The 16984-nt window shown below is 63.5% G+C and carries 18 protein-coding genes; 11 read left to right on the top strand and 7 right to left on the bottom strand.

What is annotated here, in order from left to right; genetic code table 11:
* Positions 1–4: 4 nt before the first annotated feature.
* Positions 5–862 carry an SDR family oxidoreductase gene (locus HU770_RS12005; protein ID WP_186655607.1) on the bottom strand — a complete coding sequence of 286 codons (858 nt, stop codon included), beginning with the start codon at positions 860–862 and terminating at the stop codon, positions 5–7.
* 192 nt (positions 863–1054) lie between these two features.
* Here HU770_RS12005 and exbB point away from each other — a divergent pair, with 192 nt between their 5' ends.
* From exbB to HU770_RS11975, 6 genes are all read left to right on the top strand, one after another.
* Positions 1055–2044 (top strand): tonB-system energizer ExbB, encoded by a 990-nt coding sequence (gene exbB / locus HU770_RS12000; protein ID WP_186663722.1) that lies wholly within the window; start codon positions 1055–1057, stop codon positions 2042–2044.
* Positions 2045–2047: 3 nt separating this feature from the next.
* Positions 2048–2476: a TonB system transport protein ExbD gene (exbD, locus tag HU770_RS11995; protein ID WP_033702331.1), complete on the top strand. Its 429-nt coding sequence runs from the start codon at positions 2048–2050 to the stop codon at positions 2474–2476.
* On the top strand, positions 2473–3204 hold the full coding sequence (locus HU770_RS11990) for an energy transducer TonB (RefSeq protein WP_033702333.1): 732 nt from the start codon (positions 2473–2475) through the stop codon (positions 3202–3204). Before exbD ends, HU770_RS11990 begins: the two co-directional genes overlap by 4 nt.
* Positions 3205–3298: 94 nt before the next feature.
* Positions 3299–4225 (top strand): hydrogen peroxide-inducible genes activator, encoded by a 927-nt coding sequence (locus HU770_RS11985; RefSeq protein WP_033702334.1) that lies wholly within the window; start codon positions 3299–3301, stop codon positions 4223–4225.
* Between the two features lie 3 nt (positions 4226–4228).
* The gene (recG, locus tag HU770_RS11980; RefSeq protein ID WP_033702337.1) at positions 4229–6307 is read left to right on the top strand and encodes an ATP-dependent DNA helicase RecG; all 2079 of its coding nucleotides are present in this window, start codon (positions 4229–4231) and stop codon (positions 6305–6307) included.
* Positions 6308–6385: 78 nt separating this feature from the next.
* Positions 6386–7789: an aminoacyl-tRNA deacylase and HDOD domain-containing protein gene (locus HU770_RS11975; RefSeq protein ID WP_186663721.1), complete on the top strand. Its 1404-nt coding sequence runs from the start codon at positions 6386–6388 to the stop codon at positions 7787–7789.
* Between the two features lie 53 nt (positions 7790–7842).
* On the opposite strand, the gene HU770_RS11970 is transcribed toward HU770_RS11975, so the two are convergent.
* From HU770_RS11970 to HU770_RS11955, 4 genes are all read right to left on the bottom strand, one after another.
* Entirely contained in the window at positions 7843–8217 is a 375-nt protein-coding gene (locus HU770_RS11970; RefSeq protein ID WP_033702341.1) for a helicase, read from the bottom strand.
* Positions 8218–8365: 148 nt separating this feature from the next.
* Positions 8366–8665 carry an HU family DNA-binding protein gene (locus HU770_RS11965; protein ID WP_186655592.1) on the bottom strand — a complete coding sequence of 100 codons (300 nt, stop codon included), beginning with the start codon at positions 8663–8665 and terminating at the stop codon, positions 8366–8368.
* A 188-nt stretch (positions 8666–8853) separates the two neighbouring features.
* Positions 8854–10002, bottom strand: coding sequence for an FAD-dependent oxidoreductase (locus HU770_RS11960; protein ID WP_033702344.1), 1149 nt, complete (start codon positions 10000–10002; stop codon positions 8854–8856).
* 33 nt (positions 10003–10035) lie between these two features.
* A complete protein-coding gene (locus HU770_RS11955; protein ID WP_033702346.1) occupies positions 10036–10203 on the bottom strand; it encodes a rubredoxin in 168 nt (55 codons plus the stop codon).
* Between the two features lie 180 nt (positions 10204–10383).
* Between HU770_RS11955 and HU770_RS11950 the strand changes: the two genes are divergently transcribed.
* Both HU770_RS11950 and ubiA read left to right on the top strand, forming a co-directional pair.
* Positions 10384–10941 (top strand): chorismate lyase, encoded by a 558-nt coding sequence (locus tag HU770_RS11950; protein WP_186663720.1) that lies wholly within the window; start codon positions 10384–10386, stop codon positions 10939–10941.
* Positions 10941–11831 (top strand): 4-hydroxybenzoate octaprenyltransferase, encoded by an 891-nt coding sequence (gene ubiA / locus HU770_RS11945; protein ID WP_047582538.1) that lies wholly within the window; start codon positions 10941–10943, stop codon positions 11829–11831. Before HU770_RS11950 ends, ubiA begins: the two co-directional genes overlap by 1 nt.
* A gap of 61 nt (positions 11832–11892) precedes the next feature.
* On the opposite strand, the gene HU770_RS11940 is transcribed toward ubiA, so the two are convergent.
* A complete protein-coding gene (locus HU770_RS11940; RefSeq protein WP_186663719.1) occupies positions 11893–12264 on the bottom strand; it encodes a hypothetical protein in 372 nt (123 codons plus the stop codon).
* Between the two features lie 174 nt (positions 12265–12438).
* On the opposite strand from HU770_RS11940, the gene phoB reads away from it, so the two are divergent.
* The 3 genes from phoB (at position 12439) to HU770_RS11925 (ending at position 15961) form a co-directional block, all read left to right on the top strand.
* Positions 12439–13128, top strand: coding sequence for a phosphate regulon transcriptional regulator PhoB (gene phoB, locus HU770_RS11935; RefSeq protein WP_003253341.1), 690 nt, complete (start codon positions 12439–12441; stop codon positions 13126–13128).
* Between the two features lie 45 nt (positions 13129–13173).
* The gene (gene phoR / locus HU770_RS11930) at positions 13174–14481 is read left to right on the top strand and encodes a phosphate regulon sensor histidine kinase PhoR (RefSeq protein ID WP_047582536.1); all 1308 of its coding nucleotides are present in this window, start codon (positions 13174–13176) and stop codon (positions 14479–14481) included.
* A gap of 139 nt (positions 14482–14620) precedes the next feature.
* On the top strand, positions 14621–15961 hold the full coding sequence (locus HU770_RS11925) for a hemolysin family protein (RefSeq protein WP_033702357.1): 1341 nt from the start codon (positions 14621–14623) through the stop codon (positions 15959–15961).
* Between the two features lie 34 nt (positions 15962–15995).
* Here HU770_RS11925 and HU770_RS11920 read toward each other — a convergent pair whose 3' ends face one another.
* Positions 15996–16892, bottom strand: coding sequence for a peptidoglycan DD-metalloendopeptidase family protein (locus HU770_RS11920; RefSeq protein ID WP_186663718.1), 897 nt, complete (start codon positions 16890–16892; stop codon positions 15996–15998).
* Positions 16893–16984 lie beyond the last annotated feature (92 nt).

Below are 16984 nucleotides of genomic sequence, written 5' to 3'. Positions count from 1 at the left end.
GGCGTCAGCCTTTCCCTTGCAGAATGGCCGCATACCCTTCCTTGTAGCTCGGATATGCCGGCACCCAGCCCAATGCCCGCACGCGGGCATTGCTGCAGCGCTTGCTGCCGGTACGGCGCACACGCTGCTCATCCGACCACTCGGTAACCCCCATGTACCCGCGCAACCAGGCCACCACATCGGCCAGCGGCGCCGGGTCGTCATCGACACCTATATAGCAATCGTCCAGCGCCACGCCGTCGGCATCCGCCTGCAGCAGGAAGGCCAGCAGGCTGGCTGCATCCTCGGCATGGATGCGGTTGCCATACAGCGGCGGCTGCTCGGCCACACGATACCCCTGGCGTACCTGGCTCAACAGCCACTCACGGCCCGGCCCGTAGATACCGGTCAAACGCACCACGCTTGCCGGGATACCACTGGCCAGCGCCAGGCGCTCGGCTTCAAGCATTACGCGCCCGGAGTACCCTTCAGGCTCAGTGGCCGCCGTCTCATCGATCCACTCACCCTCTTGTTGCGCAAACACGCTGCTGCTGGACACGAACAACAGCCGTCGCGGGTGCTGCCCACGCGCTGCTAGCCATGCCAGCACATGGCGCAGGCCGTCCACATAGGCGGCCTGATACCCCGCCTCATCGTGCTGGCTGGCCGCCACGCAATACACCAGATAATCCGGCGCACGCTGCGGCCACGCTGCGGGGATGGCCGCATCGGACAGGTCGGCAGCCACCGGCACAACGCCCTCGGGCAGTTGCGCGATCGAGCGGCGCAAGCCGCTCACCTGCCAGCCACGGGCAAGCAATTGCTGGGCAAGCCGGCCACCTACATCACCACAACCTACGACCATTACGGACAGGTCCAACATCTCAAAACTCCCTAGACCAGTGGATCAAACCAGCCACGCTACACGATGGGCGGCTAGACGATAGGCGAAAAAAGCAACGAGATTACTTTTGTTAACAAGAATTACTTGCAATAATGGCGCCCCTATCTGTTCTCGGCCGCTCTCGAGGCCTTGGAGAACGTTCACTCTTTTTCTTCATCAGGTCCGGCTAGCATGACACGTACTCAACCCTCCGCTTCGCCAACCCCGTCGCGCGCCTGGCGTGCCATCGCCGCGCTGATGTTCAGCCTGGTGCTGGCCCCAGTGGCCATGGCCGATGAGCCAACCGCCAACGCCAGCACACCTGCTGCCGCTGCCGCCCCTGCCACTCCCGCCGCGGCCCCGGCCCCGGCCACTGATGGCTCGGCGCCCGTTGCCGACGCGCCTGCCGCAGCCCCGGTCGATGCACCGGTCGCCGTAGACCCGGGCGTCGAAGCACTGGTCGAGGATACTACCTTGGGCATGGCCCACGACCTGTCGCCATGGGGCATGTACAAGAACGCCGACATCGTGGTGAAGATCGTCATGATTGGCCTGGCCATCGCCTCGATCATCACTTGGACCATCTGGATCGCCAAAGGCTTCGAGCTGATGGGCGCCAAGCGTCGTCTGCGCGGCGAAATCGCACAGCTGAAGAAGTCCGCCAGCCTCAAGGAGGCCAGCGAGGTCTCCAACAAGGAAGGCACCCTGGCCCACACCCTGGTCCACGATGCCCTCGAAGAAATGCGCCTGTCGGCCAACACGCGTGAAAAAGAAGGCATCAAGGAACGCGTCGCCTTTCGCCTGGAGCGCCTGGTCGCCGCCAGCGGCCGCAACATGAGCAGCGGCACCGGCGTACTGGCCACCATCGGTTCCACCGCACCCTTCGTCGGTCTGTTCGGCACCGTATGGGGCATCATGAACAGCTTCATCGGCATCGCCAAGACCCAGACCACCAACCTGGCAGTCGTTGCCCCCGGCATCGCTGAAGCCCTGCTGGCAACAGCCCTGGGCCTGGTTGCGGCAATCCCGGCCGTGGTCATCTACAACGTCTTCGCCCGCTCCATTGCCGGCTACAAGGCTCAGGTGTCCGACGCTTCTGCCCAGGTGCTGCTGCTGGTCAGCCGTGACCTGGACCACCAAGGCAGCGAGCGCGCCGCCCCGCACATGGTGAAAGTGGGGTAAGCCATGGGCCTGCATCTCAACGAAGGTGGCGACGACCTCGCCGAAAACCACGAAATCAACGTTACGCCGTTCATCGACGTCATGTTGGTACTGCTGATCATCTTCATGGTGGCGGCGCCCTTGGCAACGGTCGACATCAAGGTCGACCTGCCAGCCTCGACCGCCAAGCCGGCGCCGAGGCCCGAGAAACCCGTGTTCGTCAGCGTCAAGGCCGACCAGAAGCTGTATGTCGGCGACGATCAGGTACCTGCACCCGCGCAACTTGGCGCGATGCTCGACGCCAAGACCAAGGGCGACAAGGAAACGACCATCTTCTTCCAGGCCGACAAGGGCGTGGATTACGGTGACCTGATGGAAGTGATGAACAACATGCGCGCGGCCGGCTACCTCAAAGTCGGTCTGGTAGGTCTCGAGACGGCAGCCAAGAAATGACGAAGACGCGGCACAATCTGGCGCGTTACAGCGGCAGCCTGGCACTTGTGCTGGGTGTCCATGCCGTCGCTGTGCTGCTCACGCTCAACTGGTCGGTGCCTCAGGCCATCGAGCTGCCGCCGGCAGCGATGATGGTCGAGCTGGCACCGTTGCCGGAGCCTGCGCCACCACCACCTCCCAAAGCCGCCCCACAGCCGCCGGCACCGGTCGAAGAACTGCCGTTGCCCAAGCTGGTGGAAGCGCCTAAACCCAAGATCGCCATCGCCAAGCCGCCCAAGCCGAAGGCCAAGCCACAGCCGCCCAAGCCTGAGAAAAAGCCTGAGCCGCCGAAGGAAGCACCTCCGACCGAGGAGGTGGTGGATGCACCGCCAAGCAATACGCCGCCCCAGAAGTCCGCAGCACCGGCACCGAGCATCGCGTCCAACAGCAACGCCCTGCCTACCTGGCAGAGTGACCTGCTGCGCCACCTGGCCAAGTACAAACGCTATCCGGAAGACGCGCGTCGTCGCGGCCTGCAGGGCATCAACCGCCTGCGTTTCGTGGTCGATGCCGAAGGCAAGGTAGTGTCGTACGCCATGGCGGGTGGTTCAGGGAGTGCAGCACTGGACCGCGCAACGCTGGAGATGATCCGTCGCGCCGGCACGGTACCCAAGCCGCCACCGGAGTTGCTGAACAACGGCACGATCGAAGTCGTGGCGCCGTTCGTCTACTCACTGGACCGCCGCTGAGGCTTTTGTTTCTGTCACAAATCGGCAAGTCTGATAACGTGCGTCTATCGATTGCAGCCGCTATGCTGGGCTCGCAACTTCATGGACGCACGTTATGACCCTCACAGAATTACGCTACATCGTCACACTCGCCCAGGAACAGCATTTCGGCCACGCGGCCGAACGTTGTCACGTGAGCCAGCCGACCCTGTCGGTCGGTGTGAAGAAGCTCGAGGACGAGCTTGGCGTGCTGATCTTCGAGCGCAGCAAGAGCGCGGTTCGCCTGACCCCGGTCGGTGAAAGCATCGTTGCCCAGGCGCAGAAGGTACTGGAACAGGCCCAGGGCATCCGTGAACTGGCCCAGGCCGGCAAGAACCAGCTGACCGCCCCGCTCAAGGTCGGTGCCATCTATACCGTCGGCCCTTATCTCTTCCCGCACCTGATCCCGCAGCTGCACCGCGTGGCACCGCAGATGCCGCTGTACATCGAAGAGAACTTCACCCACGTACTGCGAGAAAAGCTGCGCAACGGCGAACTGGACGCGGTGATCATCGCCCTGCCGTTCAACGAAGCCGACGTGCTGACCCTGCCGCTGTACGATGAGCCATTCTGCGCCTTGATGCCCGCCGATCACCCGTGGACGGCGAAAAAAACCATCGATACCGCCATGCTCAACGACAAGAGCCTGCTGCTGCTGGGCGAAGGCCACTGTTTCCGCGACCAGGTCCTGGAAGCCTGCCCGACCCTGAACAAGGGCGGTGAAGGCGCCCGGCACACCACGGTGGAGTCGAGCTCGCTGGAAACCATTCGCCACATGGTTGCCTCGGGCCTTGGCGTCTCGATCCTGCCGCTGTCGGCGGTGCACAGCCACCACTACGCGCCGGGTGTCATCGAAGTGCGCCCACTGACTGCACCGGCACCGTTCCGTACCGTAGCCATTGCCTGGCGTGCCAGCTTCCCGCGGCCCAAGGCCATCGAGATCCTCGCCGACTCGATCCGCCTCTGCTCGGTCGCCAAACCCTCTGCGGAACAGCCGGCCTGAGTCATGAGTGAGCTGTCGAAGGTCCCGGTCACGGTGCTCAAGGGCGTGGGCGATGCCATGGCGGAAAAACTCGCCAAGGTCGGCCTGGAGAACCTGCAGGACCTGTTGTTCCACTTGCCGCTGCGCTACCAGGACCGCACCCGCGTGGTGCCCATCGGCGCCCTGCGCCCAGGCCAGGACGCAGTCATCGAAGGGGTGGTCAGTGGCGCTGACGTGACCATGGGCAAGCGCCGCAGCCTGGTGGTGCGCCTGGGTGATGGCAGCGGGGTGCTGAGCCTGCGCTTCTATCACTTCAGCAACGCGCAGAAAGAAGGCCTGAAACGCGGCACGCACCTGCGCTGCTATGGCGAAGCACGCCCTGGCGCCTCTGGCCTGGAGATTTATCACCCGGAGTACCGGGCGCTGAACGGCGACGAGCCTCCACCCCCGGTAGAACAGACCCTGACGCCGATCTACCCGACCACCGAAGGCCTTACCCAGCAACGTCTGCGCCTGCTCTGCCAACAGAGCCTGGGCATGCTTGGCCCGCGCAGCCTGCCAGACTGGCTGCCCGATGAGCTGGCCCGGGACTACCAGCTGGCACCGCTGGACGACGCCATCCGTTATCTGCACAACCCGCCGGCCGATGCCGACCTCGACGAGCTTGCCGAAGGCCAGCATTGGGCTCAGCACCGCCTGGCCTTCGAGGAACTGCTGACCCATCAGCTGTCGCAGCAACGGCTGCGCGAGAGCCTGCGCAGCCTGCGTGCCCCCGTGCTACCCAAGGCCAGCCGGTTGCCGGCGCAGTACCTGGCCAACCTGGGTTTCAAGCCGACCGGTGCCCAGCAGCGTGTGGCCAACGAAATTGCCTACGACCTTGCCCAGGCCGAGCCGATGATGCGCCTGGTACAGGGCGATGTCGGTGCCGGCAAGACGGTGGTCGCTGCACTGGCGGCGCTGCAAGCGCTGGAGGCCGGTTACCAGGTGGCGTTGATGGCGCCCACCGAGATCCTCGCCGAACAGCACTACATCACCTTCAAGCGCTGGCTCGAACCGCTGGGCATCGAGGTGGCATGGCTGGCTGGCAAGCTCAAAGGCAAGGCCCGCGCCAGTTCACTGGAGCAGATCGCCAACGGCGCACCGATGGTGGTGGGCACCCATGCGCTGTTTCAGGAGGAGGTCAAATTCAAGCACCTGGCCCTGGCGATCATCGACGAACAGCACCGATTCGGCGTGCAGCAACGCCTGGCCCTGCGCAAGAAAGGCGTGGCCGGCGAGCTTTGCCCGCACCAGCTGATCATGACCGCCACGCCGATCCCGCGGACCTTGGCGATGAGCGCCTACGCCGACCTCGACACCTCGGTCCTCGACGAGTTGCCACCCGGGCGCACCCCCGTTAACACCGTGCTGGTGGCCGACAGCCGCCGCTTCGAGGTGGTCGAGCGGGTACGCGCCGCCTGTGCCGAAGGGCGCCAGGCCTACTGGGTGTGCACCTTGATCGAAGAATCCGAAGAGCTCACCTGCCAGGCGGCCGAGAGCACCTATGAGGAGCTTGGCAGCGCCCTGGGCGAGCTGCGGGTCGGCCTTATCCACGGGCGCATGAAGCCTGCGGAAAAGGCCGAGATCATGGCGCAGTTCAAGGCCGCAGAGCTGCAGCTGCTGATCGCGACCACGGTCATCGAGGTGGGCGTGGACGTGCCCAATGCCAGCCTGATGATCATCGAGAACCCCGAGCGCCTGGGCCTGGCCCAGCTCCACCAGCTACGCGGCCGGGTAGGCCGGGGCAGCGCTGCAAGCCATTGCGTGTTGCTGTATCACCCGCCGCTGTCGCAGATCGGCCGCGAACGCCTGGGGATCATGCGCGAAACCAACGATGGCTTCATCATCGCCGAAAAAGACCTGGAACTGCGCGGCCCTGGCGAGATGCTGGGGACCCGCCAGACCGGTCTGCTACAGTTCAAGGTCGCTGACCTGATGCGCGATGCCGACCTGCTGCCAGCCGTGCGTGATGCCGCCCAAGCCCTGATCGCGCGCTGGCCGGACCACGTCAGCCCGCTGCTTGACCGCTGGCTGCGCCATGGCCAGCAATATGGCCAAGTGTGACGCCAGTCCCAGAATGGATCCAGATTTGCGGCGGGACTGGTTATACTTCGCGTTTAAAAGAACGAGTGGATACGGACCATGACTGAAGTTGCCCTGGACACCGCAACCCCACACGCCCCCTCTGTCATCAGGCTGCTGCTCGATAAGGTGGGCGTCACCTACCGCGAAGTGGTCGAGCATGCGCAATTGCCCGCCGCCTCGCGGGTGCAGGCGGTCTTGCTCGACGACGAAATCGGCGCCCTGATGGTGTTGTTCCCACAGAGCCAGCTGCTTGACCTCAATCGGCTGGGCGAGCTGACCGGTCGCAAGCTGACGGCGGTATCGGTGCCACGGCTCAAGCAGATGCTCGACAAGCACCACCTCAAGCGCCTGCCGGGCATTCCGGCGCTGACCAGCTCGCCGTGCCAATACGAAAAAAGCCTGCTCGACTGCGAGACCGTGCTGATTCAGTCTGGTGAAGCCGGCCTGCTGCTGGAGATCGACCGCGCGAACTTCAAGCGCATGCTCACCAAGGCCAGCGCCAGCAGCTTTGGCCAGGAGGTCAAGGCCATCAGCCCTAACCTCGACCGGCCGCATGACGACCCCCAAGAGATCAGCCAGGCCGTCCAGGCCTTCACAGCACGCCGCATCCAGAAGCGCCTTGAAGAAACCATCGAAATCCCGCCATTGGCCGACACCGCGCAGAAGATCATCAAGCTGCGCGTAGACCCCAACGCCAGCATCGATGACATTACCGGCGTGGTCGAGACCGACCCGGCACTGGCTGCCCAGGTGGTGAGTTGGGCGGCATCGCCCTACTACGCCTCACCCGGCAAGATCCGCTCGGTGGAAGACGCCATCGTGCGCGTGCTGGGCTTCGATCTGGTGATCAACCTGGCCCTTGGGCTGGCCCTGGGCAAGACCCTGAGCCTGCCCAAAGACCACCCGCAGCAAGCCACTCCGTACTGGCAACAGTCGATCTACACCGCAGCCATCATCGAGGGCCTGACCCGCGCCATGCCGCGGGCAGAACGCCCCGAAGCTGGCCTGACCTACCTGGCCGGGCTGCTGCACAACTTTGGCTACCTGCTGCTGGCGCATGTGTTCCCGCCCCACTTCTCGCTGATCTGCCGCCATTTGGAGGTCAACCCGCACCTGTGCCACACCTACGTGGAACAACACCTGCTGGGTATCAACCGCGAACAGATCGGCGCCTGGCTGATGAAGCTGTGGGACATGCCCGAAGAGCTCTCGACTGCGCTGCGCTTCCAGCACGACCCGTCCTATGACGGCGACTACGCGGCATTCCCCAACCTGGTATGCCTGGCGACGCGCCTGCTGCGTTCGCGCGGCATTGGCTCGGGGCCACAGGAGGAAGTACCCGATGAGCTGCTGGAGCGGCTGGGGGTAACGCGGGACAAGGCCGAGGATGTGGTGAACAAGGTGCTGGAGGCAGAGACTTTGCTGCGCGAACTGGCTTCGCAGTTCCACGCCCCGCATTGATGCATATTGGCCCTGTGTGGGCGGGTTAACCCGCCCACACAGGGCATGCGACCTCAGCGCTTCTTCTTCGGCTTCAGGTATTTCATCAAGCCCTGGAACCACATCACCAGCGCCGGATTGCCTTTGATCTGGATGTTCTTGTCCTGAATCCCCTGCATGAAGGCCAGCTGCTTGTTGCCCGCCTGCAACGTGGCGAACCCGTAAGCGGCATCCTTGAAGGCAATGGCGAAGGCCGGCTGTGGGTGTACGCCACCTTTGCTGCTGATGCGTTCGTCACTGACGATGAAGTGCCGGGCGATTTTGCCGTCCAGAGTCTGCATCTGGAAAACCAGGTCCTTGTCCTTGAGCTGCTGCTTGAACGCCGGGTTGTTACGGCTGGCCCTGGCCATCAACAGCCCCATGGCCCAGAGAAGAAAGCGGAACTTCATCAACGCGCCTCGAATAAAAAATGACTGAGTCGCGCAGTTTATCCTCTTCTCGAACGATTTACGCAAGTTCGCAACATATCCCCACACAAAGCACAACGGGCACCCTAGGGCGCCCGCTTGGCTGACACTGGGGGTTGTCAGGTGTGGATCATTTGCCTTTCTTGGCCGGCTTGGCAGTCGTGTTGACGCTGTCGCGCAGGTTTTTGCCAGGCTTGAAGGCTACCGTGTTGCTGGCCTTGATCTTTACCGGCTCGCCGGTCTGTGGGTTCTTGCCGGTACGCGCGCCGCGGTGACGTTTTTCAAAGGTGCCGAAACCGACCAGGGTCACGGTGTCCTTGTCCAGGGCACCCGTGATGCTGTCGAGAATCGCATTCAGCACCACGTTGGCCTTTTCCTTGGTCAGATCGGCCTTATCGGCGATGACAGCGGCGAGTTCTGGTTTGCGCATGGTAAAGCCTCTTTGACGGGATTTTTTGTTGTTATGCCGTGCTGCCTCTGGGGGCAGCGCTCAAGGCACCGCAGGCTCTAATCTGCGGCAGACGGAAGTGAGAATGGCACGCCCACCGAGGCCGCGCCAGTATCTGGGCGGCCATTGTGTGGGCAACAACAGGGTAAATCCGACAGAACGCCGTCTATTTAGGCCATTACAGGCGGTAACTGGCGATTCAGGGCCAGCTTCTCCATGACTGCCGCACCGGTCAGGGCATAGCCCAGCAGCGTGCCGTCGGCATCGTGGCACAGCACTTTGAGGTCACTGCCCTGCCCTTGCACCTGCCAATTGCCTTCACGCCCTTGCGGTGGTGGCGAGACAACCAGCGGACACGCCGGGGTCTTCACGGTGATCGGCATCGGGCCGTAGCTGACGGCCGTGGGGTTGCCCGCCAGGGTCTGCGCCAAGGCCCGGGCACAGCTCATCAGCGGCATGACATAAAGCAGGTTGATGCCATCGACCTCGGCACAGTCACCCAGGGCGTAGATGTTGTCGTGGGAGGTTTGCAACTGGCGGTCCACAGCCACGCCGCGGTTGATCTTGAGGCCGGCGGCAGCGGCCAGATCGGTACGTGGGCGCAGGCCGATAGCCGACACCACCAGGTCACAGGCGATCACGCTGCCGTCCGACAAATGCGCCTCAAGGCCTTCAGCCACACGCTGCAGACGCGTCAGCACCGGGCCCAGGTGAAAGCGCACGCCAAGCCCTTCGAGCCCGGCCTGCACGGCGGCGGCGGCGGCTGGGTGCAACAGGGTCGGCATGACCTGTTCGCACGGGGCCACCACATCGACCTTGAGCCCGCCCAGGCTCATGTCATTGGCAAACTCACAGCCGATCAGCCCGGCCCCCAGCACCAGCACGCGCTGTTTGCCGGCAGCGGCGGCGCGAAAGCGTGCGTAATCCTCCAGGTCATTGATCGGGAAAACCTGCCCGCCAGCATCGCCCTCGATCGGCACCTGCACGGTCTGGGCCCCCCAGGCCAGTACCAGGTCGCGATAGGCCACAGCCTCTTCGCCGATCCACAGGCGCTTGTGCCCAGGGTCGATACCGCTGATGCGCGTGTGGGTGCGGATTTCGGCCTTGAGCTGCTCGGCCATCGCACCCGGCTCGGCCATGCACAGCCCATCGGCATCCTTGAGCTTGGCGAAGCCCGTGGAGAGCATGGGTTTGGAGTAGGAACGACCATCGTCGGCGGTAATCAACAGCAGCGGCGTCTCGCCATCGAGCTTGCGAAATTCACGGGCCAGGTTGTAACCGGCCAGGCCAGTACCGATGATGACTACAGGGGACGTCATGTCGTGCTTTCCTCAGTTGAAACAGGGTTGTGATCAGCCAATCTCGATCATTTCGAAGTCGCTCTTGCCCACGCCGCAGTCGGGGCACAGCCAGTCCTGCGGCACATCTTCCCAGCGGGTACCGGGCTCAATGCCGTCATCCGGCCAGCCTTCGGCTTCGTTGTAGATCAGGCCACAGACAATACATTGCCACTTCTTCATGGGTACGCGGTTCCTCGGTTCAGGCGTTGTGTCGCTGCTGATGGGCTTTTCGCGGGCAAGCCGCACATAGGGCCATCGCGCAATCTTTGGGGGCTTTTTACTGGCCCTGCCAGCAGTATGCAAGCAGTCGGGGCAACATGCTAAGCTCGCCGCCTCTCTGGCTGTAACAAGCATACCGACGTGTCGTACGAATCCCCGCAAGCAGCCGCTGTCGCGTGGCTGGCGTATTCACAGCTGGCGACCAAGCTCGACCAGCCGACCCTGGGCTGGCTGTTCGACGAGGGCTCGCTGACTCGCCGCCTCACCCACCTGTCCCGCGAGCACTTCTGCGTGACCCCGCTGCTTGAAGGCTGGCAGACCCTGCGCGATGACGAGTGCCAGGCGCTGGGCATTGCGCCCGGGGCGCAAGGCTGGGTGCGCGAAGTCTACCTGCGCGGCCATGGCCAGCCCTGGGTATTCGCCCGCAGCGTGGCCAGCCGCAGCGCCCTGGAGCGCGGCGGCCTGGACCTCGAGACCCTGGGCAGCCGCTCGCTGGGCGAGTTGCTGTTCTGTGATCAGGCATTCATTCGCCACCCAATCGAGGTGTGCAGTTATCCACAGGCCTGGTTGCCGGCCGAAGCAACGCACGACGGGCTCTGGGGCCGCCGCTCACGTTTCGAACGGGACGGCCTGGACCTGCTGGTGGCCGAGGTATTCCTGCCAGCCTTGTGGCAAGCGGCCAAGGAGGAAACCCGCTGATGTACCTGCAATTGCTCAAGTCGCTCAACCGCTGGCACCCGCGCGCCTGGGACTTTGTCCAGCTAAGCCGCATGGACCGCCCGATCGGTATCTACCTGCTGCTGTGGCCTACCCTGTCGGCGGTGTGGATTGCCGGGCAAGGTTCGCCGACCCTGGCCAACGTGCTGATCTTCGGCCTTGGCGTTGTGCTGATGCGCGCCGCAGGTTGCTGCATCAATGACTTTGCCGACCGCAAGGTCGATGGCCACGTCAAACGCACCGCCGACCGCCCCCTGGCCAGCGGCCGGGTCAAGCCACGCGAGGCGCTGGCGCTGTTCGCGATCCTGGTCGCGGTAAGTTTTCTGCTGGTGCTGTGCACCAACAGCCGCACGGTCTGGCTGTCGTTCGGGGCGGTAGCCCTGGCGTTCTGCTACCCGTTCATGAAGCGCTACACCTATTACCCGCAGGTGGTGCTGGGCGCCGCGTATTCCTGGGGCATCCCCATGGCCTTCACGGCGGCCGGGGGCGAGCTGCCGGCCAGCGCCTGGCTGCTGTACATCGCCAACCTGCTGTGGACCGTGGGCTATGACACCTATTACGCCATGGTCGATCGCGACGATGACCTGAAGATCGGCGTGAAGTCGACGGCCATCCTGTTCGGCGAAGCGGATCGGGTGATCATCCTGACCTTGCAGCTGCTGTCGTTGGGCTGCCTGCTGCTGGCGGGGAGCCGCTTCGAGCTGGGCGGCTGGTTCCACCTGGGGCTGCTGGGGGCTGCCGTGTGCTTTGCCTGGGAGTTCTGGTCGACACGCAAGCTGGACCGGGATTCATGCTTCAAGGCGTTTTTGCACAATCACTGGGCGGGGCTGCTGGTCTTCATTGGCATAGTCCTGGACTACGCGCTGCGCTGACAGTCAATACAGACCCTGTGGGAGCGGGTTTACCCGCCGCCACAAGGTCATGCAAAGTGCCTCAAGGCTTGGCGACGCGCCAGACGTCTTTCACGCCATCACCGGTCATGTCACCGGCTTTCTTGTCCTTGATGAAGGTATACAGTGGCTTGCCGTCATAGGCCCACTGCTTGGCGCCATCATCACGCATTACCACCGACCACTTGTCCTTGGCAGGCTCATCATCGGCTTTCACCATCAATGGCGGCCAGTTCTTGGCACACTCGCCATTGCACATCGACTTGCCACCGGCGTCTTTGTCAAAGGTGTACAGCGTCATGCCGGCATGATCGACCCACATGCCGTTCTTCTCCATCGCATGGTGGGCCGACGCTACCCCCGGCAGCGCCAGTGCAGCGAAAAGGGCCATCCAGTTCAGCGTGTGTCGTGTCATTGGAATCACCATGTATTCGGGGGTGGAAAGAGTTCGCCTAACCGCCACAGCGGCCCCTTGAAGCCTAGCCCAGTCATGCAATGTCGCCATAACAGCCAATGTCCTGTCACACAGCTGCAATAATTCCGTTATCTAATGCGGGCCAGACACGATTTTCCAGGAGAGGTTTTGAGCATGGTGGGCAGGAACATTCTGATCGTCGACGACGAAGCGCCTATTCGCGAGATGATCGCCGTTGCATTGGAAATGGCCGGCTACGACTGCCTGGAAGCAGAAAACTCCCAGCAGGCCCACGCGATCATCGTCGACCGCAAGCCTGACCTGATCCTGCTCGACTGGATGTTGCCGGGCACCTCGGGTATCGAGCTGGCCCGCCGCCTGAAGCGTGACGAGCTGACCGGGGACATCCCGATCATCATGCTCACTGCCAAGGGTGAGGAGGACAACAAGATCCAGGGCCTGGAAGTGGGTGCCGACGACTACATCACCAAACCGTTCTCACCGCGCGAACTGGTCGCCCGCCTGAAGGCCGTGCTGCGTCGCACCGGCCCGAGCGACAGCGAGGCACCGATTGAAGTGGGCGGCCTGCTGCTCGACCCGATCAGCCACCGCGTGACCATCGACGGCAAGCCCGCCGAGATGGGCCCCACCGAATACCGCCTGCTGCAGTTCTTCATGACCCACCAGGAGCGCGCCTACACCCGTGGCCAGTTGCTCGACCAGGTCTGGGGCGGCAACGTCTATGTCGAGGAGCGTACCGTCGACGTGCACATCCGCCGCCTGCGCAAGGCGCTGGGTGAAGCTTACGAAAATCTGGTACAAACCGTCCGCGGCACTGGCTACCGCTTCTCGACCAAGAGCTGACAAGCCTGCACGCCTGGCTGCACGTCGTTGTACAAGGACCGTCAATTGAACCAGAACTGGCACGCGACCCTGATTCGCCACCTGCTGCTGCTGATCACTGTCTGCCTGGTCGGCGGGCTGGTCAGCGGCTATTACGGCTGGAGCCTGGCCATCGGCCTGGCGCTGTACCTGGGTTGGACCCTCAAGCAACTGCTGCGCCTGCATGACTGGCTGCGCAACCACCAACCCGACGAGGCGCCACCCGACGGTTACGGCCTGTGGGGCGAAGTGTTCGACAGCATCTATCACCTGCAACGTCGCGACCAACGCGTGCGCGGCCGCCTGCAGGCAGTGATCGACCGGGTCCAGGAGTCCACTGCCGCGCTGCGCGATGCGGTGATCATGCTCGACAGCGACGGCAACCTGGAGTGGTGGAACCGCGCCGCAGAAACCCTGCTGGGCTTCAAGACCCCGCAGGACGGCGGCCAGCAGGTGACCAACCTGGTACGCCACCCGCGCTTCAAGGAGTACTTCGAAGCGGAAAACTACGTCGAGCCGCTGGAAATCCCCTCGCCGATCAATGACCGTATGCGCGTGCAACTGCACATCACTCGCTACGGCAACAACGAGCACCTGATGCTGGTACGCGACGTCACCCGCATCCACCAGCTTGAACAGATGCGCAAGGACTTCGTCGCCAACGTTTCCCACGAGCTGCGGACACCGCTCACGGTGATTACCGGCTACCTGGAAACCCTGCTGGACAACGTCGAGGACGTGAACCCGCGCTGGCGCCGGGCCCTGCAGCAGATGAGCCAGCAAGGCTCGCGCATGCAGACCCTGCTCAACGACCTGTTGCTGCTGGCCAAGCTGGAAGCCACCGACTACCCCTCCGACAACCTGCCAGTGCCGGTCGATGCCCTGCTGCAGTCGATCAAGGGTGATGCCCAGGCGCTGTCCGGGCCGCGCAACCAGCGCATCAGCCTGGAGGCCACACCCGGCGTGTGCCTCAAGGGCAGCGAGGCCGAGCTGCGCAGTGCGTTCTCCAACCTGGTGTTCAACGCGGTCAAGTACACCCCGGACGAGGGCAGCATTCGCATCCGCTGGTGGGCCGATGCGCACGGCGCACACCTGAGCGTGCAGGATTCTGGCATTGGTATCGATGCCAAGCATTTGCCGCGATTGACCGAGCGGTTTTACCGGGTCGACTCCAGCCGGGCGTCCAATACCGGGGGCACAGGGCTGGGCCTGGCGATCGTCAAGCATGTGCTGTTGCGCCATCGCGGGCGGTTGGAGATCAGCAGTGTGCCGGGGCATGGGAGCACCTTCACCTGCCATTTTGCACCAGCACAATTGGCTAACGGCAAGGGTTGAGTGGGCTGCCCAACAGCCCCATCACGTCCATCACCCTTTGCTTTTGCGGCTTCAACCGCTACATTGGATCCCCTGTGCCAGCCTGTGCTGGCACTTTTTTTCTCCATTCCCCAAAGACGGACCCCGTAAAAAATCCATCATGGACCCTTCCCCTGGTATCAGCCTCACCTCGTTATTCGCCGATTTCGGCATGATCATCTTTGCCTTGCTCCTGGTACTGCTCAACGGCTTCTTCGTAGCCGCCGAGTTCGCCATGGTCAAGCTGCGCTCCACCCGCGTCGATTCCATCGCCGAACTGCACGGCTGGCGTGGCAGCATCCTGCGCAAGGTACACAATCAGCTGGACGCCTACCTGTCCGCCTGCCAGCTGGGCATCACCCTCGCCTCGCTGGGCCTGGGCTGGGTCGGTGAACCGGCCTTCGCCCACCTGCTGGAGCCGCTGCTGGCCTACTTGGGCGTCGACACGCCGGAGCTGATCAAGGGCATTTCGTTCTTCGTCGCCTTCTTCGTCATCTCTTACCTGCACATCGTGGTCGGTGAGCTGGCGCCCAAGTCCTGGGCGATCCGCAAGCCCGAGCTGCTGTCGCTGTGGACGGCAGTGCCGCTGTACGTGTTCTACTGGGCCATGTACCCGGCCATCTACCTGCTCAATGCCAGCGCCAACACCATCCTGCGCATTGCCGGCCAGGGCGAGCCTGGCCCGCACCACGAGCATCACTACAGCCGCGAAGAGCTCAAGCTGATCCTGCACTCCAGCCGCGGCCAGGACCCGAGCGACCAAGGCATGCGCGTGCTGGCCTCGGCGGTGGAAATGGGCGAGCTGGAGGTGGTCGACTGGGCCAACTCCCGCGAGGACATGGTCAGCATCGACGCCCACGCCCCGCTCAAGCAGATCCTGGCACTGCTGCGCCGCCACAAGTTCAGCCGTTACCCGGTGTACGACGCCGAGCGCGAAGAGTTCACCGGTTTGCTGCACATCAAGGACCTGCTGCTGGAGCTGGCCGAGCTCGACCACCTGCCCGAAACCATCGACCTCGAAGACCTGGCCCGGCCGCTGGAGCGCGTCTCCCGGCATATGCCGCTGTCGCAGCTGCTGGAGCAGTTCCGCAAGGGCGGTGCGCATTTCGTGCTGGTGGAAGAAGCCGATGGCAAGGTGATCGGTTACCTGACCATGGAAGACGTGCTGGAAGTGCTGGTGGGCGATATTCAGGACGAACACCGCAAGACCGAGCGCGGCATCCTCGCCTACCAGCCGGGCAAGCTGCTGGTGCGCGGTGACACGCCGCTGTTCAAGGTCGAGCGCCTGCTGGGTATCGACCTTGACCACATCGAGGCCGAAACCCTGGCTGGGCTGATCTATGAAACCCTCAAGCGCGTGCCTGAGGAAGAGGAAGTGCTGGAGGTCGAAGGCCTGCGCATCATCATCAAGAAGATGAAAGGGCCGAAGATCGTCCTGGCCAAGGTGCTGAAGCTGGATTGACCTCAGGCGGGGCCGCCTTCCGGCCCCAGCCCGCTCAAGGGTTGCCGGCGGTGAAGTCCGGCAACCCGCTGATTGGCCTGTCGAACTGATACGGTATCGACTCCAGCGCCAAGCCCACGTTGCGCTGCACCACAAAATGCAGGTGCGGCCCGCTGCTGTTGCCGGTATTGCCCGACTTGGCCAGCATCTGCCCCTGTTTGACCCGCTGCCCCTCGCCCACCACCACCGAACCGCGCATCAGGTGCAGGTACACGCCCATGGTGCCGTCCGCGTGCAGCACCCTGACGAAATTGCCCGAGGGGTTGCTGCCGCGCCCGGTCTGGCTGTTCTCGACCCTCACCACCACGCCTTCGCGCGCGGCAACGATGGTGGTGCCTTCAGGCATGGCGATGTCCATGGCGTAGCGCCCTTTGGGGCCGAAGTGGCTGAAACGGCCGTTGGGCCCCTGGCTCACCCGGAATGGCCCGCCAAGCCAGGGGAAGGCGTAGCGAAAGCCCTGCGGCCGCAGCCCCGGGTCGCCCATCGCTTGCAGCAACGTCGAGCGGTAACCCAGCAACGTACCGGGGCGGCCCCTGAGCACGCTGAGCATCTGCGTTGAACGCCCTGGCAGCACCCTGCGCACGATACGGGGGGCATTGCCGCCCTGCGCGTTTATCAGCTTGTCCAGGTGCAACTCGACCTGCACCGGCACGTGCGACTCATTGCGCGCAGAAAAGCTGACGCCACCCTGGAAGACAATTGCGTTGAGCCGCACCTGGCTTTCCTGGTACTCGACCATGGATTCGCGCAGCTCCAGTGGCTTGGCGCCGGGGCCTGGGCGGTCGGAATAGGCCGCTACACCGTCGGCATCGGTGATCGGGTAGAGGGTCACGCCCAGGCTCGACGCCGAGGCCATGAGCAATGCACAGAACAGCAGCAGGCGGGCGGGCATGATAGTGGCTTTTTGACAGGTATGATCTGTCGAAGCCTAGCAGCGGCTTTTGCGGTGAGTATGACAGTTGGTCGGATGGTGATCGTCCGCTG

Origin of the sequence: Pseudomonas sp. SWRI68 (genome assembly GCF_014269165.1) — a bacterium.
Lineage (GTDB): Bacteria > Pseudomonadota > Gammaproteobacteria > Pseudomonadales > Pseudomonadaceae > Aquipseudomonas > Aquipseudomonas capeferrum.
The sequence above is the reverse complement of the archived record's forward strand: the minus strand, read 5'-3'. Positions and strand labels throughout refer to the sequence as shown.

Coding starts and splice junctions, on each gene's coding strand:
- HU770_RS12005 (WP_186655607.1), bottom strand. CDS start 862: ATGTTGGACCTGTCCGTAATGGTCGTAGGTTGTGGTGATGTAGGTGGC.
- exbB (WP_186663722.1), top strand. CDS start 1,055: ATGACACGTACTCAACCCTCCGCTTCGCCAACCCCGTCGCGCGCCTGG.
- exbD (WP_033702331.1), top strand. CDS start 2,048: ATGGGCCTGCATCTCAACGAAGGTGGCGACGACCTCGCCGAAAACCAC.
- HU770_RS11990 (WP_033702333.1), top strand. CDS start 2,473: ATGACGAAGACGCGGCACAATCTGGCGCGTTACAGCGGCAGCCTGGCA.
- HU770_RS11985 (WP_033702334.1), top strand. CDS start 3,299: ATGACCCTCACAGAATTACGCTACATCGTCACACTCGCCCAGGAACAG.
- recG (WP_033702337.1), top strand. CDS start 4,229: ATGAGTGAGCTGTCGAAGGTCCCGGTCACGGTGCTCAAGGGCGTGGGC.
- HU770_RS11975 (WP_186663721.1), top strand. CDS start 6,386: ATGACTGAAGTTGCCCTGGACACCGCAACCCCACACGCCCCCTCTGTC.
- HU770_RS11970 (WP_033702341.1), bottom strand. CDS start 8,217: ATGAAGTTCCGCTTTCTTCTCTGGGCCATGGGGCTGTTGATGGCCAGG.
- HU770_RS11965 (WP_186655592.1), bottom strand. CDS start 8,665: ATGCGCAAACCAGAACTCGCCGCTGTCATCGCCGATAAGGCCGATCTG.
- HU770_RS11960 (WP_033702344.1), bottom strand. CDS start 10,002: ATGACGTCCCCTGTAGTCATCATCGGTACTGGCCTGGCCGGTTACAAC.
- HU770_RS11955 (WP_033702346.1), bottom strand. CDS start 10,203: ATGAAGAAGTGGCAATGTATTGTCTGTGGCCTGATCTACAACGAAGCC.
- ubiA (WP_047582538.1), top strand. CDS start 10,941: ATGTACCTGCAATTGCTCAAGTCGCTCAACCGCTGGCACCCGCGCGCC.
- HU770_RS11940 (WP_186663719.1), bottom strand. CDS start 12,264: ATGACACGACACACGCTGAACTGGATGGCCCTTTTCGCTGCACTGGCG.
- phoB (WP_003253341.1), top strand. CDS start 12,439: ATGGTGGGCAGGAACATTCTGATCGTCGACGACGAAGCGCCTATTCGC.
- HU770_RS11925 (WP_033702357.1), top strand. CDS start 14,621: ATGGACCCTTCCCCTGGTATCAGCCTCACCTCGTTATTCGCCGATTTC.
- HU770_RS11920 (WP_186663718.1), bottom strand. CDS start 16,892: ATGCCCGCCCGCCTGCTGCTGTTCTGTGCATTGCTCATGGCCTCGGCG.